Origin of the sequence: Limnohabitans sp. DCL3 (assembly GCF_048019295.1) — a bacterium.
In the GTDB taxonomy this organism is placed as follows: Bacteria; Pseudomonadota; Gammaproteobacteria; order Burkholderiales; family Burkholderiaceae_C; genus Limnohabitans_A.
Genome location: NZ_CP171842.1, coordinates 1103829 through 1121864, shown reverse-complemented (window position 1 = coordinate 1121864; position 18036 = coordinate 1103829). Strand labels below are relative to the sequence as shown.

At 59.8% G+C, this 18036-nt stretch carries 20 protein-coding genes; 14 read left to right on the top strand and 6 right to left on the bottom strand.

Annotation, left to right across the window (positions count from 1 at the left end; translation table 11 throughout):
- Positions 1-8 precede the first annotated feature (8 nt).
- From ACHEXK_RS05160 to ACHEXK_RS05130, 7 genes are all read left to right on the top strand, one after another.
- Positions 9-959: a transglutaminase family protein gene (locus tag ACHEXK_RS05160; protein WP_416548292.1), complete on the top strand. Its 951-nt coding sequence runs from the start codon at positions 9-11 to the stop codon at positions 957-959.
- Entirely contained in the window at positions 922-1380 is a 459-nt protein-coding gene (locus ACHEXK_RS05155) for a RidA family protein (protein WP_416548291.1), read from the top strand. Before ACHEXK_RS05160 ends, ACHEXK_RS05155 begins: the two co-directional genes overlap by 38 nt.
- A 27-nt stretch (positions 1381-1407) precedes the next feature.
- On the top strand, positions 1408-1923 hold the full coding sequence (locus tag ACHEXK_RS05150) for a DUF1993 domain-containing protein (RefSeq protein ID WP_416548290.1): 516 nt from the start codon (positions 1408-1410) through the stop codon (positions 1921-1923).
- Positions 1924-2141: 218 nt separating this feature from the next.
- Positions 2142-2414 carry a hypothetical protein gene (locus tag ACHEXK_RS05145; RefSeq protein ID WP_416548289.1) on the top strand — a complete coding sequence of 91 codons (273 nt, stop codon included), beginning with the start codon at positions 2142-2144 and terminating at the stop codon, positions 2412-2414.
- Positions 2415-2436: 22 nt separating this feature from the next.
- Entirely contained in the window at positions 2437-2712 is a 276-nt protein-coding gene (locus tag ACHEXK_RS05140) for a type II toxin-antitoxin system YafQ family toxin (protein WP_416548288.1), read from the top strand.
- 200 nt (positions 2713-2912) lie between these two features.
- Positions 2913-3251 (top strand): hypothetical protein, encoded by a 339-nt coding sequence (locus tag ACHEXK_RS05135; RefSeq protein WP_416548287.1) that lies wholly within the window; start codon positions 2913-2915, stop codon positions 3249-3251.
- 4 nt (positions 3252-3255) lie between these two features.
- Entirely contained in the window at positions 3256-3528 is a 273-nt protein-coding gene (locus ACHEXK_RS05130; RefSeq protein WP_416548286.1) for a DUF2059 domain-containing protein, read from the top strand.
- Positions 3529-3607: 79 nt separating this feature from the next.
- Here the strand turns inward: ACHEXK_RS05130 and parC are convergent, their stop codons facing one another.
- Together parC and ACHEXK_RS05120 are read right to left on the bottom strand one after the other, a co-directional pair.
- Positions 3608-5971 (bottom strand): DNA topoisomerase IV subunit A, encoded by a 2364-nt coding sequence (gene parC / locus ACHEXK_RS05125; RefSeq protein WP_416548285.1) that lies wholly within the window; start codon positions 5969-5971, stop codon positions 3608-3610.
- A 20-nt stretch (positions 5972-5991) separates the two neighbouring features.
- Positions 5992-7974 carry a DNA topoisomerase IV subunit B gene (locus ACHEXK_RS05120; protein ID WP_416548284.1) on the bottom strand — a complete coding sequence of 661 codons (1983 nt, stop codon included), beginning with the start codon at positions 7972-7974 and terminating at the stop codon, positions 5992-5994.
- A 122-nt stretch (positions 7975-8096) separates the two neighbouring features.
- Between ACHEXK_RS05120 and ACHEXK_RS05115 the strand changes: the two genes are divergently transcribed.
- From ACHEXK_RS05115 to bamC, 5 genes are all read left to right on the top strand, one after another.
- Complete coding sequence (locus tag ACHEXK_RS05115) at positions 8097-9308, top strand: MFS transporter (protein WP_416548283.1); 1212 nt, start codon at positions 8097-8099, stop codon at positions 9306-9308.
- The gene (locus tag ACHEXK_RS05110; protein ID WP_416548282.1) at positions 9305-9466 is read left to right on the top strand and encodes a hypothetical protein; all 162 of its coding nucleotides are present in this window, start codon (positions 9305-9307) and stop codon (positions 9464-9466) included. Before ACHEXK_RS05115 ends, ACHEXK_RS05110 begins: the two co-directional genes overlap by 4 nt.
- Before the next feature lie 16 nt (positions 9467-9482).
- Entirely contained in the window at positions 9483-10052 is a 570-nt protein-coding gene (locus ACHEXK_RS05105; protein ID WP_416548281.1) for a class I SAM-dependent methyltransferase, read from the top strand.
- 86 nt (positions 10053-10138) lie between these two features.
- On the top strand, positions 10139-11035 hold the full coding sequence (gene dapA, locus ACHEXK_RS05100) for a 4-hydroxy-tetrahydrodipicolinate synthase (RefSeq protein ID WP_416548280.1): 897 nt from the start codon (positions 10139-10141) through the stop codon (positions 11033-11035).
- A 26-nt stretch (positions 11036-11061) separates the two neighbouring features.
- Positions 11062-12171 (top strand): outer membrane protein assembly factor BamC, encoded by a 1110-nt coding sequence (bamC, locus tag ACHEXK_RS05095; protein ID WP_416548868.1) that lies wholly within the window; start codon positions 11062-11064, stop codon positions 12169-12171.
- 88 nt (positions 12172-12259) lie between these two features.
- On the opposite strand, the gene ACHEXK_RS05090 is transcribed toward bamC, so the two are convergent.
- The gene (locus ACHEXK_RS05090; RefSeq protein WP_416548279.1) at positions 12260-12451 is read right to left on the bottom strand and encodes a hypothetical protein; all 192 of its coding nucleotides are present in this window, start codon (positions 12449-12451) and stop codon (positions 12260-12262) included.
- 168 nt (positions 12452-12619) lie between these two features.
- Positions 12620-13768, bottom strand: a complete 1149-nt coding sequence (locus ACHEXK_RS05085) for a JmjC domain-containing protein (protein WP_416548278.1) — start codon at positions 13766-13768, stop codon at positions 12620-12622.
- Between the two features lie 87 nt (positions 13769-13855).
- Between ACHEXK_RS05085 and ACHEXK_RS05080 the strand changes: the two genes are divergently transcribed.
- Entirely contained in the window at positions 13856-14389 is a 534-nt protein-coding gene (locus ACHEXK_RS05080; protein ID WP_416548277.1) for an FKBP-type peptidyl-prolyl cis-trans isomerase, read from the top strand.
- Positions 14390-14416: 27 nt separating this feature from the next.
- On the opposite strand, the gene dut is transcribed toward ACHEXK_RS05080, so the two are convergent.
- Positions 14417-14866: a dUTP diphosphatase gene (gene dut, locus ACHEXK_RS05075; protein ID WP_416548276.1), complete on the bottom strand. Its 450-nt coding sequence runs from the start codon at positions 14864-14866 to the stop codon at positions 14417-14419.
- Between the two features lie 2 nt (positions 14867-14868).
- Positions 14869-16092, bottom strand: a complete 1224-nt coding sequence (gene coaBC, locus ACHEXK_RS05070) for a bifunctional phosphopantothenoylcysteine decarboxylase/phosphopantothenate--cysteine ligase CoaBC (RefSeq protein ID WP_416548275.1) — start codon at positions 16090-16092, stop codon at positions 14869-14871.
- Positions 16093-16385: 293 nt separating this feature from the next.
- Here coaBC and ACHEXK_RS05065 point away from each other — a divergent pair, with 293 nt between their 5' ends.
- Positions 16386-18032 (top strand): CTP synthase, encoded by a 1647-nt coding sequence (locus ACHEXK_RS05065; RefSeq protein WP_416548274.1) that lies wholly within the window; start codon positions 16386-16388, stop codon positions 18030-18032.
- The last annotated feature ends 4 nt before the right edge of the window (positions 18033-18036 follow it).

Below are 18036 nucleotides of genomic sequence, written 5' to 3'. Positions count from 1 at the left end.
GACTCCCCATGCGCCTGGCCATCACCCACGACACCCGTTACCGCTACAGCCCAGCTGTGCAAACCGCGCAGCACGTGGCCCATCTGCAGGCAGCGAACACGCCTTGCCAAAAGGTTCTGAGCCACTGGTTGCAGGTAGAACCGCAGACCTCGGTGCAGCACCGCATCGACGCTTTTTTGAACCACCGCGCCTATTGGGCCTTGACGCATCCGCACGACGGTTTGTGGGTACGGGCCTACAGCGAAATCGAAACCCGCCCCACCGATGTCGCCACCACCGACCAAAGCTGGGAGGCGGTGCGCGAGCATTTTCGCTACCGCGCCGGGCATGCGGGTGATGTGCACAGCGGTTTTGTGTTTGGCTCGCACCATGCGCCCGTGCATGAAGCGTTTTTGGCCTATGCGCAAAGCAGCTTCACACCCGGCCGCCCTCTGGTGCAAGCCGCCCAAGAACTCACGGCACGCATGCACAGTGACTTCCGCTACGAGCCGGCCAGCACCGACATCAACACCCCTGCGCTCCAAGCTTTGCAAGACCAACGCGGGGTGTGCCAGGACTTCGCCCACATCTTGTTGGCCTGCCTGCGCTCGCTGGGCCTGCCTGCCCGGTATGTGAGCGGCTACCTGTTGACCCAGCCACCACCCGGCCAGCCCCGACTGGTCGGGAGCGATGCCACGCACGCCTGGGCCTCGGTGTACCTGCCCGAGCTCGCCACCCACGCCTGCCAGGGCTGGCTGGATCTGGACCCCACCAACAACCGCACAGGCTGGGCCAGCCCCGGCGAAGATTACGTGCGGCTGGCTGTAGGCCGCGATTTCGCCGACGTCTCTCCCTTGCGCGGTGTGCTGCACGGCGGCGGTGCCCACACCCTGGAAGTTGGCGTTACAGTGGAGCCTATTTTGACCCCGGAGAACCCTGACCATGAGCGTTTACGACACCCTCAAATCCCTGAACATTGAACTGCCACCTGTGGCTGTGCCCGCAGCGGCTTATGTGCCTTTTGTGCAAACAGGCAACTTGGTTTTCCTGTCGGGTCACATTGCCAAAAAAGACGGCAAAGTCTGGGCCGGCCAACTGGGCAAAAACATCAGCACCGCCGAAGGCCAGCAAGCCGCTCGCGCTGTTGCCATCGACCTGATGGGCACGCTGCACGCCGCTGTCGGCGACCTCAACAAGGTCAAGCGCATCGTCAAGGTGATGAGCTTGGTCAACTCGACCGGCGACTTCACCGAGCAACACTTGGTGACCAACGGCTGCAGCGAATTGCTGGGACAGGTTTTTGGTCCACAAGTCGGTGCCCATGCCCGCAGTGCTTTTGGCGTCGCCCAAATCCCCATGGGCGCTTGCGTCGAGATCGAATTGATTGCCGAAATCGGCTGAATTTCACTTGACCCACCGGAGACACCCATGCCCATTTCCATGTCCAGCGCCAGCTTGCCCGTCTGCACCCGCATGCTCACCAACCTGAGCCACATCCTGGCCAAGGCCGAACAGTTTGTCGAGACCAAGAAGATCGACCCCACGGCGCTGACCACTTACCGCCTCGCCCCCGATATGTTCCCGTTCACGCGCCAGGTGCTGATCGCCTGCGACGCCGTCAAGAACGGTGTGGCCCGCCTGTCCGGGGTGGAAGCGCCCAAATTCGACGACACCGAAAGCACCTTGGCCCAGTTGCAAGAGCGCATCCAAAAAACGCTGGCCTACATCGCCACCGTCCCCGCTGCAGCCCTCGACGGCACCGAGGACAAAGAGATCACCTTCCCTGCTGGCCCCGGCAAAACCCGCACCCTCACAGGCCAAGACTACCTGACCGGCTGGATGCTGCCCAATATGTACTTCCACATCACCACGGCCTACACCATCCTGCGCCACAACGGTGTGGAGGTGGGCAAGATCGACTTCCTGCTGGGTGCGCAGGGCTGAAAACCCTGACGGGTGGCTGAGCCGGGGATGTTTGAAACTGTCCCCAAACCCCGTGCCCAAAGCTGTGGACAAGTGCAGGGACAAGCCACCAAAGCCATGCCCGGCAAGGGCTGGCGGGGTGTGCTTAATTCATGAGCAAAGCCAACAATCGCATGATTGACAACACGATCAACAACACTGAAAATCACACACTTAATGCTTCTGACCGTCAAGCACCCATGCCCCAACTGACCGCCAACGACCTCAAAGTGCGCGGCATCGCTGCGATTGAATCGGCGCTGGCCGACCAAACCGAAGCCACGATCTCGGTGCGTGGCAAAGACCGGTTTGTGGTGATGGACATGGCGCAATACCACTACCTGCGCGAATGCGAGCTGGAAGCGGCCCTGATCCAAAGCCGCGCCGACCTGGCCGCTGGCCGTGCCGTGCCAGAAAGCGCCGAGGCCCACATGGCGAGGCTCGATGCCTTGGTGAACAACACCACTCATTGAGCGCCCGAGCCTCTCAAGCGGGATGCCCTACACGCTGGTCTTTACCGACGCCTACATGCGCCGGGCTGAGCGCTTCATCAGGCGACATCCTGAACTTCGCACCCAATACGCCAAAACACTGGCCTTGCTGGAGTTGAACCCGCACCACCCGTCGCTGCGCTTGCACGCCCTGTCTGGGCGACTGACGGGCCTGCATTCGGTGTCGATCAACCTGTCTTACCGCATCACCCTTGAACTGTTGATCCAAGACCAGCAAATCATCCCGATCAATGTGGGCGACCACGATGCGGTGTATTGAGACATTCACCGTTAGCAAACCGTCCCCACAGCACTTGCGCAAGCTTGTGGACAATTGCAAGGACAAGCAGCCCAGCCACAGGCTGCAAGGGCTGGCGGGGGGTGCTTAAAAAGTAGGCAGCCGGAGCGTCGTGTGCAGTCTCACCCACGACGACTCGAATGGGAGTGATATATTTGAATACTTTAAAAGTACAAATCGCCATGGGCACCGTCACAAACCCTCGCACCATCCTGAGTACCGCTTGGGCGGGCATGCTGGTTGTTTTGCTGGCCATGCTGCTGATGGATCCACTCCAGCACGCCATGGCCGGGCAATATGAAGCACTCACCCTCACCCTGCAACACGACCCCGGCACCTTGGGCCTGCGCGTGCTGATCGGCATGCTGTGCGCGAACACGCTCATGCAAGTGGGCATCCAAATGTTTGGCGGCCATGCATGGCGCAAGCATCGCCTTGACCCTGGCATCAGCTTGCTGCTGGGCCGACGCGGCCAACAAGTAGCAGGCCACTCTGCTTTTGCAAACCATGGACATGGATAAGGCCATGAACGCGTCCATTGAACAAATGATGGACATTCAGATCAAGCAAAGCCCCACACTGCTGCCCTTTCGGGGTGTGATGGCCGAATTCTTTCGCAAGCATATGCGCTTTGAGGTACTTAAAGAAGCATTGGCAGAGGTGTACGGCAACGCTTTCACGGCCAAGGAGCTGGAAGACATCACCCGCTTTTACGAAACACCTACAGGCAAAAAAAGCATTCAGCTCATGCCCAGGTACCGCCAGCGGGTTAACACAGACCGAAAGGCAGCGAAGTGACGTGACTGAATCGATACATTGATTTTTTCAAATCCGCGATGAAAAACGTTGCTTGCCATCAAGGTCCGTTCTTATTGACTCATTCCACCCGCGTCACTTTGTTCGGCTTGAACCCCAAATCCGCCACGCGGCCTTTTTTGGCGCGGGCCGCTTTGGCATTGTTCAGGCTGCGGATTTCCAGCGTTTCTTCGCGCTCTTTGCCGCCTCGGCCAATGCCTTCGATCTTGACACTGCGGGTGTAGGCCGCAGCGCCCGCCAAGCTGTCTTTGGCTTCGAGGTCGATGAGCATCAGGCCCCGGCCGCCTTTTTCCATGGTTTTGAGTTCGCTGAGCTCAAAGGTCAGCACCCGGCCGCCCGTGCTGGCGCAGCAGACGCTGGTGGCGGCGGGCATGGGCTGTTTGTCGGCAGGCACCGTGGCGCTGCTGCCGCTCACATGGCTGGGAGCGCAGACGGTTTCGCCCTCGCCCAGGCTGATGAAGGCTTTGCCCGCTTTGTTGCGCGAGATCATGTTCTCAATCGAGGCCATGAAACCATAACCGCCGGAGCCGCTCAGCAGCAGCGTGGCGCTGGCCGGGCCTGCAAAGTAATGGGCTATCTGTGTGGTGGGTTCCAACTCGATGAGCGTGGTCACCGGCTGGCCATCACCGCGTGCGCCAGGCAAAGTGGCCACAGGCACGCTGTAGATTCTTCCGTTGCTGCCGAAGATCAGCAGCGTATCCACCGTGCGGCACTCGAAGGTGCCATACAGGCTATCGCCCGCCTTGAAGGCGAAACTGGTGGCATCGTGGCCATGGCCGGTGCGGGCACGCACCCAGCCTTTTTCCGACACAACCACCGTCACCGGTTCGTCCACCACCTTGACTTCGGCCACGGCTTTTTTCTCTTCCTGAATCAGCGTGCGGCGCGGGTCGGCAAAGGTTTTGGCATCCGCTTCGATCTCTTTGATCATCAGGCGGCGCAGCGCGGCGGGGCTGCCCAAAATCTCCTCGAGTTTCCCCTGCTCTAGGCGCAGTTCACTCAGCTCTTGCTCGATCTTGATGGCCTCCAAGCGGGCCAGTTGGCGCAGACGAATTTCCAGAATGTCTTCGGCTTGGCGGTCGCTGAGTTGGAAGGCCTCGATCAGCGCAGGCTTGGGCTCGTCGCTGTGGCGGATGATGCGAATCACCTCGTCAATGTTGAGCAGCACCAGCTGGCGGCCTTCCAGAATGTGGATGCGGTCCAGCACCTTGTTCAGGCGGTGTTGGCTGCGGCGGGTGATGGTGGTCTGGCGGAAGCTGATCCACTCCACCAGCATCTGGCGCAGCGACTTCTGGATCGGCTTGCCGTCAATGCCCACCGAGGTCATGTTGATCGGCGCAGACGTTTCCAAGCTGGTGTGGGCCAGCAAGGCGGTGATGAGTTCGCTCTGTTCAATGCGGCTGGTCTTGGGCTCAAACACCAGACGAACGGCGGCGTCTTTGCTCGACTCGTCACGCACCACATCCAGCACGGCCAGCATGCTGGCCTTGAGCTGCAGCTGGTCGGTGCTGAGGGCTTTTTTACCCGCCTTGACTTTGGGGTTGGTGAGTTCTTCGATCTCTTCGAGCACGCGCTGCGAGCTGACGCCTTGCGGCAACTCGGTCACCACCAGCTGCCATTGGCCACGGGCGAGTTCTTCGATCTTCCAGCGGGCACGCACTTTGAGGCTGCCACGACCCGTGCGGTAGGCGTCGGCAATGTCGCTGGCCGGACTGATGATCTGGCCGCCACCGGGGTAGTCGGGGCCAGGGATGATGGCCATCAACTCGCTGTCGCCGAGCTTGTCGTTTTTGATCAAGGCCACGCAGGCGTCGGCCACTTCGCGCAGGTTGTGGCTGGGGATTTCGGTGGCCAGACCCACGGCAATGCCACTGGCACCATTGAGCAGACTAAAGGGCAAGCGGGCGGGCAGCTGGCGCGGCTCTTCGGTGGAGCCGTCGTAGTTGGGAATGAAGTCCACCGTGCCCATGTCGATCTCATCGAGCAGCAAGCTGGTGATGCGCGAGAGGCGCGCTTCGGTGTAACGCATGGCCGCTGCGCCATCGCCGTCGCGGCTGCCAAAGTTGCCCTGCCCGTCGATGAGCGGGTAGCGCTGGGAAAAGTCTTGCGCCATGCGCACCAGCGCATCGTAGGCCGCTGTGTCGCCGTGCGGGTGGTAACGGCCCAGCACATCGCCCACCACACGGGCGCTTTTGACGGGCTTGGCGGCGGTGTTGTTGTTCGGGCCGCTGTAGGACAGGCCCATGCGGTCCATCGAATACAAAATGCGCCGCTGCACCGGCTTTTGGCCGTCGCACACATCGGGCAAGGCGCGTCCTTTGACGACGGACAACGCGTATTCCAAATACGCCCGCTGGGCGTAGGCGCCCAGGTGGTCACCTTGGGGCGCAGCGTCAGAGGTGGGGGTCAACAAGTCAGTGGTCATGGATTCTTTCGGATGCGGCTTCAAACATCAATTTCGATGCTGTCACCGTGCAGTTCCATCAGCTCGCGTCGGGCGGCGGCTTCGCCTTTGCCCATGAGCTGCGTCATCAGGTTTTCAGTACCCGCGTTGTCGAGAGGCCCCAACTCGATGGGCAGCAAGCGACGCGTATCGGGGTTGAGCGTGGTGTCCCACAACTGCTCGGCGCTCATCTCGCCCAAGCCCTTGAAGCGGCTGATGCTCCAGCCGCCTTCTTTCACGCCATCTTTGCGCAGCTTGTCGATGATGGCGGTCAGTTCGCCCTCGTCCAGCGCATAGGCTTTGGACGCGGGCTTTTTGCCGCGCGCAGGCGCATCGACCCGGAACAGTGGGGGCCGCGCCACATACAGGTGTCCGGCTTCGATCAACTTGGGGAAATGGCGGAAAAACAGGGTGAGCAACAGCACCTGGATGTGCGAGCCGTCCACATCCGCGTCCGACAGAATGCACACTTTGCCGTAGCGCAGGTTGCTCATGTCGGGGTTGTCGGTGGGCCCGTGCGGGTCCACGCCAATGGCCACCGAGATGTCGTGGATTTCGTTGTTGGCAAACAAGCGGTCGCGGTCCACTTCCCAGGTGTTGAGCACCTTGCCGCGCAGGGGCAAGATGGCCTGGCATTCTTTGTTGCGGCCCATTTTGGCGCTGCCGCCGGCCGAGTCCCCCTCCACCAAGAACACCTCGTTGTGCAAGATGTCCTTGCTCTCGCAATCGGTCAATTTGCCGGGCAACACCGCCACGCCAGAACTCTTGCGCTTTTCCACCTTTTGCCCGGCCTTTTGGCGGGTTTGGGCGGCTTTGATGGCCAGCTCGGCGAGTTTTTTGCCGTAGTCCACATGCTCGTTCAGCCACAGTTCAAGGGCCGGGCGCACAAAGCTGGAGACCAAGCGCACCGCGTCACGCGAGTTCAGGCGTTCCTTGATCTGGCCCTGGAACTGCGGATCGAGCACTTTGGCGCTCAGCACATAGCTGGCGCGGGCGAACACGTCCTCGGGCATGAGCTTGACACCCTTGGGCAGCAAGCCGTGCAGCTCGATGAAGCTTTTGACGGCGGTGAACAGGCCGTCGCGCAAGCCGCTGTCGTGCGTGCCGCCTGCACTGGTCGGGATCAAATTCACGTAGCTCTCGCGCACCGGCGCGCCGTCTTCGGTGAAGGCCACGGCCCACGAAGCGCCCTCGCCTTCGGCAAAGCTGTCGTGGTTGGCGTCGGCAAAACCTTCGCCTTCAAACAGCGGGATCACCGGGTCGCCGTTCAGGGTTTGCGTCAGGTAGTCACGCAGACCGGCTTTGTATTGCCACTGCTGGGTTTCTTTGGTTTTTTCATTCACCAAGGTCACCGTCACGCCCGGCATGAGCACGGCTTTGCTGCGCAGCAGGTGCGTCAGCTCGTTCATGGGCAGGGCGCTGGATTCGAAATATTTGGCGTCGGGCCAGGCGCGTACGGTGGTGCCCTGCTTGCGGTCCCCCTCGCCTGTGGGGCGTTTGACCAGCGGCTCGGTCACGTCGCCGCCCGAGAAAACCAATGTCGCCACTTGGCCTTCGCGGTAGCTGGTGGCCTCCAAGCGCTTGGACAGCGCGTTGGTCACCGACACGCCCACCCCGTGCAAACCGCCCGAAAAGCTGTAAGCCCCGCCCTTGCCCTTGTCGAACTTGCCACCCGCGTGCAAGCGGGTGAACACCAGCTCGATCACCGGGGCTTTTTCTTCCGGGTGCAGACCAAAGGGGATGCCCCGGCCATCGTCTTCGATGCTGACCGAGCCGTCGGCGTGCAGGATCACTTTGATCTTCTTGCCGTGCCCCGCCAAGGCTTCGTCGGCGGCGTTGTCCAGCACCTCTTGGATGATGTGCAGCGGGTTGTCGGTGCGGGTGTACATGCCCGGGCGTTGCTTGACGGGCTCCAAGCCCTTCAGGACGCGGATCGAGCCTTCGGAGTACTCTTGAGAGGTTTTGACAGTTGTTTGGGTGGCCATGGTGGCGGATTGTAGTGGGATTTCCGGCTGGACACTGGATGCAAAAACAGTACCCAAGCGCTGCCCGGCATGCAGGCAACTGGGCGACCGCATAGACCCACCACATTGGTTAAAGTCAGGGGATGCAACACAAACCCTTATCTCTGAGCCAGGTGCTGATTTGCGGCGCGGCCATCGTGACCCTGTCCATGGGCATTCGCCACGGTTTTGGCCTGTGGCTTCAGCCCATCACCCAAGCCCAAGGTTGGGGCCGACAAGAGTTCGCCTTGGCCATGGCCATCCAGAACCTTTCCTGGGGATTCATGGGCATTTTTGCGGGCATGGTGGCCGACAAGTTCGGTGCATTCCGCGTGATCACCGTGGGCGCCGTTATTTATGGGATTGGCTTGCTGGGCATGGCTTGGGCCACCGATCCGTGGGTGTTTACCCTGTTTACTGGGGTGATCATCGGCACCGCGCAAGCCGGCACGACTTACGCCGTCATCTACGGTGTGATTGGCCGCAACGTGCCGCCCGAACGCCGCTCTTGGGCCATGGGCATTGCTGCGGCCGCGGGCAGTTTCGGCCAATTTTTGATGGTGCCTGTCGAAGGTTTGCTGATCAGCCAAATGGGATGGCAAACCGCTCTGGTCATATTGGCGGCCGCCGCCATGCTGATCATCCCCTTGGCTTGGGGCTTGCGCGAGCCCGCCTTGAACGCCCCCGGCCAAGCCCAACGTGAGCAAACCATCGCTCAGGCTTTGAAAGAGGCTTTTCAATACCCCAGTTTTCAGCTGTTGATGGCCGGCTATTTTGTGTGCGGTTTTCAGGTTGTGTTCATCGGCGTGCACATGCCCAGTTACCTCAAGGACCACGGCTTGGCACCGCAGGTGGCCAGTTACGCGCTGGCCTTGATTGGTCTCTTCAACGTGTTCGGCACCTACATCGCAGGCACTTTAGGCCAGAAAATGGCCAAGAAAAACATCTTGGCCTTCATTTATGCCGCACGCTCTGTGGCCATCGTGCTGTTCTTGCTGGCCCCGCTCACGCCAACCAGCGTTTATATTTTTTCAGGTGTCATGGGCTTGCTTTGGTTGTCCACCGTGCCGCCCACCAATGCCGCGGTGGCCCAGATTTTTGGCATTTCACACCTGTCCATGCTCAGCGGCTTCATCTTTTTCAGCCACCAGATCGGCTCGTTCATGGGCGTCTGGCTGGGCGGGTATCTCTACGACAAAACCGGCAGCTACGACATCGTCTGGTACCTGGCCATTGCTTTGGGCATGTTTGCTGCGCTGGTGAATCTGCCCGTGCGTGAAAGCCCAATTCAGCGCCCAACACCCCACACCGCATGAACCCAGTTGGCGCCATGCCCCTGCCGTCCAAATCGTCCTTGCGCCGCAAAATGGCGGTCGCTTTGGCTGTTTGCGCAGCCCTCATCCTGCCGTTTGGGCTCTACACCCAGCCCGACTTGGTCATCATGTTGGCCGAGCAACTGTGGGCTTGTTTCTAGTTTCAAGAGGAAAACCATGCACGGCACCGAAAACCCCTCGGCTTGGCTGCAACGCTGGGCGCATCTGATAACGCCCCACAGTCGCGTTTTGGATCTGGCTTGCGGGGCAGGCCGACACATGCGTTTTTTAGCCGCACAAGGACACACGGTTCAGGGTGTTGATCGCAACCCCGATGCGGTGTCACAGGCCCAAACCTATGGGCAAGTGCGTTGCGCCGACATAGAAAACGGCCCTTGGCCCTTTGAGGGCCAGACATTTGGCTGCGTGGTGGTGACCAATTACCTGTGGCGCGCCCTGATGCCCGTCATCGTCCAAAGCGTGGCCCCTGGTGGCGTGCTGATTTACGAAACCTTTGCGGCGGGCAATGAGACCGTGGGCAAGCCATCGCGGCCCGACTTTTTGCTGCACCCGGGGGAGTTGCTGCGGGTCACCCAAGGCCTGCATGTGGTGGCATACGAAGACGGTTTCGCCACTTTGCCAGACCGCTTTGTGCAACGCATCGTGGCCGCTCGACCAAAAACCGCAGGGGATCTGACGCGCTGGGCCTTGAAAGCCCCAACAGACTTTGCTCAAGCGGCGCCGTGACATCGGGATACATTCCCTGTCATGGCCCAAGCTGAAAACCATTTGCACTCGTTAGAATGGTTGTTTTATGTTCAGAAGCCACTGAAATGACCACCGAATTTCGCCCTATCCAAGGCAGCATCCCTGCCCTGATCACCCCCATGCTCGAAGACGGCCAAGTGGATTACCCCACTTTGCGAAAACTGATCGACTGGCATGTGGCCGAAGGCACGGATTGCATCGGCGTGGTCGGCACCACGGGCGAATCGCCCACGGTCACGGTGGACGAGCACTGCGAAATCATCCGTGTCTCGGTCGAACAAGCGGCCGGTCGCGTCCCCATCATGGCCGGGTGCGGCGCCAACTCCACGGCGGAGGCCATTGAACTGGCCAAATTTGCCAAAAAAGTCGGGGCCGATTGCCAACTGCAGGTGGTGCCTTACTACAACAAACCCACCCAAGAAGGCCAGTATCGCCATTTCCGAGCCATTGCCGAAGCCACACCCGACTTGCCCGTGATTTTGTACAACGTCCCCGGCCGCTCGGTGGCCGATATGCAGCATGAGACCGTGCTGCGACTGGCCCAAGTACCAGGCATTGTCGGCATCAAAGAGGCGACAGGAAACTTGGAGCGCGCCCAATGGCTCATCCGTGATCTGCCCCCTGAATTTGCGGTGTACTCCGGTGACGATCCGACCGCAGTCGCCTTGATGCTGTGCGGCGGTGCGGGCAACATCAGCGTGACCGCCAACGTGGCCCCGCGTTTGATGCACGACTTGTGCATGGCGGCCATCCGCGGCGATATCCAAGAAGCCATGCGCATCCAATTCCAGTTGATGCCCGTGCACAAAAACTTGTTTGTCGAAGCCAACCCCATTCCCGTGAAATGGGCCATGCACCGCATGGGCCTGTGCGGTCCTGCGTTGCGTTTGCCCATGACCGAACTGTCGACGTCTCAGCACCCGGTTGTTGAGGCCGCGCTCAAGGCCAGCGGACTGATTTGATTTCCACCTAAGGATTGCTTGTGAAATTGTCCCATCGCTCCACCTCCATCCAAACGGCTCAGCGCAGCGCCGTTGTTGCGGCATTGGCCATTTTGGTCAGTGGTTGCTCCTTGCTGGAAGAAGACAAGATTGATTACAAAAGTGCAACCAAGGCAGCCTCGCTGGAAGTGCCGCCCGACCTGAGCCAACTGCGCAAAGACTCGCGCTATGCGATCGAAAGCAACTCGGCCACCGCTTCTGGTTTCAACAGCGCCAGTGCTCGCGTGGCCGATGCCGGCACCGCAGCGAACCAATTGGGCGATGTGCGCATTGAGCGCCAGGGTAACCAACGCTGGTTGGTGGTGGCTCGCCCGGCCGACAAGGTGTGGGACCCCCTGAAAGAGTTCTGGACCAGCAATGGTTTTGTTCTGGTCACCGACTCGCCTGACATCGGCATCATGGAAACCGATTGGGCAGAAAACCGCGCCAAAATTCCGCAAGACATGATCCGCAAGACATTGGGCAAAGTGCTCGATTCCTTGTATTCCTCTGGCGAGCGCGACAAGTTCCGCACCCGGGTAGAACGCAACGCACAAGGTGGCGTTGAGATTTACATCACGCACCGAGGCATGGTGGAGAACTACAGCAACGCCCAGAAAGACCAAACCGTCTGGCAACCGCGGGCCAGCGACCCAGAGCTCGAGATCGAGTTCTTGCGTCGACTGATGGTCAAACTGGGCGCCTCCCCTGAAACAGCCAAAGCTGCCACCGCTGCCGTCATGCCTGCGCCAATGGCCAGCTTGACCACCTTGGATGGCCAACCCGCCGTCGAGATCAATGACGCCCTGGATCGGGCATGGCGCCGCACCGGTGTCGCGCTGGACCGTACCGGCTTCACCGTGGAGGACCGCGATCGATCCAAAGGCATTTACTTTGTCCGTTATGTCTCGTCCGCCAGCCCAGCTGAAAAAGAACCGGGATTTTTTGCCCGAATGTTCAGCAGCAAGAAAGAAGAGGCCGCTTTGTCGCGCTACCGGATCGCCTTGACCGAAAAGGGCAACCTCAGCCATATCCGTGTTCTGGACGCCAATGGTCAACCCGAAAAGTCAGGCAACGCTGAGCGGATTTTGAAACTGCTGGCCAATGAATTGCGCTGAACGCCTCAAGCCCTGCGGCACATAAAAAAACCCCGCAGCGCGGGGTTTTTTTATGCAGCCCCGGTCAAAGCCGGGGCGCAACCTGCCATTACTTGGCAGCGGATGCGTCAGCAGCAGGTGCTGCAGCTGGGGCAGCAGAAGCGTCAGCAGCAGGTGCTGGTGCTGGTGCTGGTGCTGCCACTGGCGCAGGAGCGGCAGGTGCAGCGGCTTCTTCTTTTTTACCGCAGGCAGACAAAGCAGCAGCAGCGATGATGGCGGCCAAAACGAGGGACTTGTTCATGATGATTTTCCTTGTAGGGGTTAAAAACAATTTCCGGAAATTGTCGAAGACTGATTCAAAAAACTTGAACCGAGACAAAAGCACTCGAGTTCTTCTGCACTCGGAACGACATTATAGCGTTTTCCCTAACCCTGCGAATTTGAAAAGCACCAAGCTGACATGAAACCTTCAAAACACCCCTTGCTGGGGTAAGTCCTGAGCGGGTTTCAACCAATCCGCAGACATCCAATCGAGCAATGCCGCCTGGGCCGAACGACTCAACTTAGCGCAAGATGACGCAGATAAGCGCCTGTCATCTGCCAATTGACGCAAATAGCGCGCATCAATACCCCCTGAACGAAAGCTCTCACCATTGATGAACACGTGCCGATCGTCGTACAGCATTTTGGTTCTGCGATCAAGCTGCACCCCCTTGGACAAATCAGGTTCGGTTTCGGGTTCATCAAACCAGACATGGGCTTTGGGTTCCGTCAGGTATTCGCCCAGCAAACTGTCCAGCAAATCCGGATTTTTGAGGGCTTTATCGACCACTTGGCGCGCAAAGACAGCCAAAGTGTCCGGAATGGCCGCCGAAGAAGCGACCGCCGGCTGTCGCGGATCACGGTAAATGGCCTCGCCCACCCCCTCAAACGCTTCATCCGCCAAACCCAACAACAACTCTCGCGCCAACTCGCCCTCTTGAGGTGCGCGAAAGCCAACCGACCACGTCATGCACTCACCCTCGGCAATACCGTCGTGCGCATACTTGGGCGGCAAATACAGCATGTCGCCGGGATTCAGAACAAACTCCTCTTCGGCTTCGAAATTTTGCAAAATTTTCAGCGGCACTCCCGCCTGAAGCGTCAAGTCCTTGTTGCGTCCAATGCGCCAGCGGCGCTGCCCGTGGGCTTGGAGTAAAAACACGTCATAACTGTCAAAGTGGGGGCCCACACCACCGCCATCGGTGGCATAACTGATCATCACGTCGTCGAGTCTGGCATCGGGCACAAAGCGAAACTTTTGCAGCAGGGCATGCACGCCGTCATGGTGCAAGTCCACACCTTGCACCAAAAAAGTCCATTTTTTTTGACCAAAGGGCGGCAGACCTCGCTTGGGGAATGGCCCATGTTTCAACTTCCAGCCCTTGCCCGTGTCGACAATCAGGCGCGACTCCACGCCCTCCTGGCCAGCCAAGGCCACCAACTCCTGGCGACCCACGCAGGGCACAAAATCCGGCATGGCGTTGCGCACCAGCAAGGGTTTTTTTTGCCAGTGGCGCTTCATGAATTGGCTAGGGCTCAGGCCGCCGAGCAGGGCCAGGGGTTGTTCTGTGTTCATGTGGTTGTTCCGCTTGCACAGACCCAAAGACCTGTGCTCATTGACAGGGCGCCCTCCAACAGGCCGCCAAACTGCGACAATTGTCGTATGGAAATCAAGACACCTTCTGTGGTCGCACTGACCTGGACACTCAAAGACACGCTGGGCGAAGTTCTGGATACGCTGGACGAACCCGTGGAATTTTTCATTGGCGGCCAAGATCTGCTGCCCAAAATCGAGGAAGCCCTGCAAGGCCACGAACCGGGCGCCAAAATCGACCTGCATCTGGAGCCTGAAGACGCCTTTGGCGACTTTGATGAAAATTTGCTATTTCTCGAGCCACTGGCGCTGTTCCCGGAAGGGCTTGAGCCAGGACTGACGATTGAAGGCACGGCTTTGCCCGCAGGTTGCAACCCGGATGCGCCACGCAACGCGCTTTACACCGTGACCGAGATCTACCCCGAGCATGTGGTGCTGGACGCCAACCACCCCTTGTCTGGCATCGCGCTGCGTTTGCATCTGAAAGTCGAATCTGTGCGGGAACCGACCGAGTCCGAAGTGGGTCACGGCAGTTGCGGCACAGGTTTCTTCAAGATCGAAGTGGGCAATGATGGCGCGAGCACGGCGCCTACCCTGCATTGACACCTGGGGTGGTGCCTGGATTGGTGCTTATTTTTGGCCTGTCGAGCCGTAACCACCCTCACCGCGCGCGGTCGCGGTGCCGAACTCGCTCACCACATGGAAACGCGCTTGCACCACGGGGACAAGCACCATCTGTGCAATGCGTTCCAAAGGTTCAATGGTGAACGCCACATCGCTGCGGTTCCAGCAACTGACCATCAGCTGGCCTTGGTAATCGCTGTCGATCAAACCCACCAGATTGCCCAGCACGATGCCGTGCTTGTGGCCCAAACCTGAGCGCGGCAGCAACATGGCAGCGTAACCGGGATCTTTGATGTGGATGGCCATGCCCGTGGGCACCAGCTGCCAGGCGTTGGGGGCCAGGGTCAGTGGTGCGTCCAGGCAAGCGCGCAGGTCCAGACCTGCACTGCCAGGGGTGGCGTAGCTGGGCATTTGTGCCGCGATGCGTGCATCGAGAATTTTGACGTCGAGGTCCATGGTCATCCTTGTGCTGTGCCCAAGCGCCGGGCAATGTCATCAATGAGTTGGCTGGCCAGCATTGTTTTGCTGGCATGCGGCAATTCGCGGGCGCCGTGGGCGTCGACCAGCAACAATGCATTGTCGTCTTGCCCGAAGGTCGCCGGGCCGATGTTACCCACCAGCAGTGGGACTTGTTTGCGCACACGTTTGGCTGTGGCCAGCGCCAGCAGATCGTGGCTTTCTGCAGCGAACCCGACACAAAACAAATCGCCCTTTTGCGCCGCAGCCGATTGGGCCACCGTCGCCAATATGTCGGGGTTCTCGACAAAGGCCAGCTCGGGCGTCTGGCCTGAACCGTCTTTCTTGATTTTTTGTTCGGCCGAGTGGGCCGGCCGCCAGTCGGCCACCGCAGCGGTGGCCACAAATACCCCTTGGCCGGGCAGATGCGCTTGCACGGCTTGGAGCATGCTGAGGGCTGATCGCACATCCACGCGCTGGACACCCCGAGGTGTCGTGAGGCTGACCGGACCGGCGATCAAAGTCACATCGGCCCCGGCCATGCGTGCCGCCCGAGCAATCGAAAAACCCATCTTGCCGCTTGACAAGTTGGTGATGCCGCGTACCGGATCAATGGCTTCGTAAGTGGGTCCCGCCGTGACCAGCACTTGCCGACCCGCCAGCACTTTGGGCGTGAAAAATGCCTCCAGGTCTTCCAAAATTTCTTGTGCTTCGAGCATGCGCCCATCGCCCGTTTCACCGCAGGCTTGGTCGCCCTGCCCGACATCCAACACATGGATGCCATCGGCTTGAAGTTGCGCGACATTGCGCTGGGTGGCGGGGTTGGACCACATTTCACGGTTCATGGCCGGGGCCACGATCAAGGGCACTTTGTCCAGGGGCCTGGCCAAACACATCAAGCTGAGCAGCTCATCGGCACCACCGTGCAGCAGTTTGGCCATGAAGTCGGCGCTGGCCGGGGCCACCACAATCGCATCGGCTTCGCGGCTGAGATTGATGTGGGCCATGTTGTTGGCTTCACGCGGGTCCCATTGGGAGGTGTAGACCGGTCGGCCCGACAAGGCCTGCATGGTGACCGCCGTCATGAAATGCTCGGCCGCCTCGGTCATGACCACCTGAACGGTGCAGCCGGCCTTGACCAAGGCGCGGCAGAGTTCAGCCGACTTGAAGGCCGCAATGCCGCCCGACAAACCCAGAACGATGTGTTTTCCAGCCAATGTGCTCATGGCTGGGGAATGTAGCAGAGAGCACAAGAACAGCTGTGCCACAGACGAGTCGGCGGTGCCTGCATCGCCATGCGTATTCAAAGAAGTTGAACACGGATGCGACGCAGCGTTGAGGCGGGCGCAGGCCGGATCGGGTGATTTGGCGAGCGAAGCGAGTGATGAGCACGACCGGCCTGCGCCCGCCTCAGCGCGGAAACACACCACAAAACACTTCCACGCCGAGAAAACCCCGAACCCGACTGTCTATAATCACGATTTCCACCTACCGGGAGCGCCAAGCTCCCGTCTTGGACATGACCAAATTCGTCTTCGTCACCGGCGGTGTGGTGTCTTCCCTGGGCAAGGGAATCGCCTCCGCCTCGCTCGCCGCCCTCCTCGAATCGCGCGGCCTCTCCGTCACCCTCATCAAGCTCGACCCCTACCTCAACGTGGACCCCGGCACCATGTCGCCTATCCAGCACGGCGAGGTGTTTGTGACAGACGATGGCGCTGAAACCGACCTGGATTTGGGCCACTACGAGCGCTTCATCAACACCCGGATGAAGAAGGCCAACAACTTCACCACCGGTCAGATTTACAAAAGCGTGCTCGAAAAAGAGCGCCGTGGCGACTACCTGGGCAAAACGGTCCAAGTCATCCCCCACGTCACCAATGAAATCCAGGACTTCGTCAAACGTGGTGCCGGTTTTGGCACCCCCGAAGCGGTGGATGTGGCCATTGTCGAAATCGGCGGCACTGTAGGCGACATCGAGTCCTTGCCTTTCCTTGAAGCTGTGCGCCAACTCAGCCTGCGTTTGGGCCCCAACAACACCGCCTTTGTGCACCTGACTTACCTGCCTTGGATCGCCACGGCCGGTGAGCTCAAAACCAAACCGACCCAGCACACGGTGCAAAAACTGCGTGAGATCGGCATCCAGCCCGATGCGTTGCTGTGCCGAGCCGACCGCTTCATCCCCGACGACGAGCGCGACAAAATTTCCCTGTTCACCAACGTGCAAAGTTGGGGCGTGATCTCCATGCCTGATGTGGACACCATCTACAAGGTGCCCCGCGTCCTGCACGAGCAAGGCTTGGACGGTTTGATCTGCGACAAGCTGCGCCTGAACACGCCCCCCGCCAGCCTCAAGCGCTGGGATGATCTGGTGTATGAGACCGCCAACCCCAAGGGTGAAGTGACCATCGCCATGGTCGGCAAGTATGTGGAACTGTCCGACAGCTACAAATCGGTCAACGAAGCACTGCGTCATGCTGGCATGCGCAACCATGTGCGCGTGAAGATCGAGCACATCGACTCCGAAACCATCACCCCCGAGACCGTGGCCAGCCTGGCCCACTTCGACGGTGTGCTGGTGCCTGGCGGCTTTGGCAAGCGCGGGGTCGAAGGCAAGATCGAAACGGCCCAATTCGCGCGTACCCGCCAAGTGCCTTACTTGGGCATCTGCCTGGGCATGCAAGTCGCCACCATCGAATACGCACGCCATGTGGCCGGCATGACGGGCGCCAACAGCACCGAGTTCGAACCCGAGACACCCTTCCCCGTGATCGCCCTGATCAACGAGTGGAAAGACGCCGATGGCTCGATCCAAGTGCGTGACGCCAACTCGGACTTGGGCGGCACCATGCGCTTGGGTGCGCAAAGCTCAGACGTGGCCAAGGGCACACTGGCCCACCAAATCTACGGCGACGTGGTCACCGAGCGCCACCGCCATCGCTATGAAGCCAACGTCAATTACCTCGATGACCTGCGCAAAGCGGGCTTGGTGATCTCTGCGCTGACCCAGCGCGAGCAGCTGACCGAAATCGTGGAGCTGCCGCAAACGGTGCACCCTTGGTACGTGGGCGTGCAGTTTCACCCCGAATTCAAGTCCACGCCGTGGGATGGTCACCCCCTGTTCAACGCCTTCGTCAAAGCGGCGATTGACCACAAAGCAGCCGCCTGATTGC

Coding starts and splice junctions, on each gene's coding strand:
- ACHEXK_RS05160 (WP_416548292.1), top strand. CDS start 9: ATGCGCCTGGCCATCACCCACGACACCCGTTACCGCTACAGCCCAGCT.
- ACHEXK_RS05155 (WP_416548291.1), top strand. CDS start 922: ATGAGCGTTTACGACACCCTCAAATCCCTGAACATTGAACTGCCACCT.
- ACHEXK_RS05150 (WP_416548290.1), top strand. CDS start 1,408: ATGCCCATTTCCATGTCCAGCGCCAGCTTGCCCGTCTGCACCCGCATG.
- ACHEXK_RS05145 (WP_416548289.1), top strand. CDS start 2,142: ATGCCCCAACTGACCGCCAACGACCTCAAAGTGCGCGGCATCGCTGCG.
- ACHEXK_RS05140 (WP_416548288.1), top strand. CDS start 2,437: ATGCCCTACACGCTGGTCTTTACCGACGCCTACATGCGCCGGGCTGAG.
- ACHEXK_RS05135 (WP_416548287.1), top strand. CDS start 2,913: ATGGGCACCGTCACAAACCCTCGCACCATCCTGAGTACCGCTTGGGCG.
- ACHEXK_RS05130 (WP_416548286.1), top strand. CDS start 3,256: ATGAACGCGTCCATTGAACAAATGATGGACATTCAGATCAAGCAAAGC.
- parC (WP_416548285.1), bottom strand. CDS start 5,971: ATGACCACTGACTTGTTGACCCCCACCTCTGACGCTGCGCCCCAAGGT.
- ACHEXK_RS05120 (WP_416548284.1), bottom strand. CDS start 7,974: ATGGCCACCCAAACAACTGTCAAAACCTCTCAAGAGTACTCCGAAGGC.
- ACHEXK_RS05115 (WP_416548283.1), top strand. CDS start 8,097: ATGCAACACAAACCCTTATCTCTGAGCCAGGTGCTGATTTGCGGCGCG.
- ACHEXK_RS05110 (WP_416548282.1), top strand. CDS start 9,305: ATGAACCCAGTTGGCGCCATGCCCCTGCCGTCCAAATCGTCCTTGCGC.
- ACHEXK_RS05105 (WP_416548281.1), top strand. CDS start 9,483: ATGCACGGCACCGAAAACCCCTCGGCTTGGCTGCAACGCTGGGCGCAT.
- dapA (WP_416548280.1), top strand. CDS start 10,139: ATGACCACCGAATTTCGCCCTATCCAAGGCAGCATCCCTGCCCTGATC.
- ACHEXK_RS05090 (WP_416548279.1), bottom strand. CDS start 12,451: ATGAACAAGTCCCTCGTTTTGGCCGCCATCATCGCTGCTGCTGCTTTG.
- ACHEXK_RS05085 (WP_416548278.1), bottom strand. CDS start 13,768: ATGAACACAGAACAACCCCTGGCCCTGCTCGGCGGCCTGAGCCCTAGC.
- ACHEXK_RS05080 (WP_416548277.1), top strand. CDS start 13,856: ATGGAAATCAAGACACCTTCTGTGGTCGCACTGACCTGGACACTCAAA.
- dut (WP_416548276.1), bottom strand. CDS start 14,866: ATGGACCTCGACGTCAAAATTCTCGATGCACGCATCGCGGCACAAATG.
- coaBC (WP_416548275.1), bottom strand. CDS start 16,092: ATGAGCACATTGGCTGGAAAACACATCGTTCTGGGTTTGTCGGGCGGC.
- ACHEXK_RS05065 (WP_416548274.1), top strand. CDS start 16,386: ATGACCAAATTCGTCTTCGTCACCGGCGGTGTGGTGTCTTCCCTGGGC.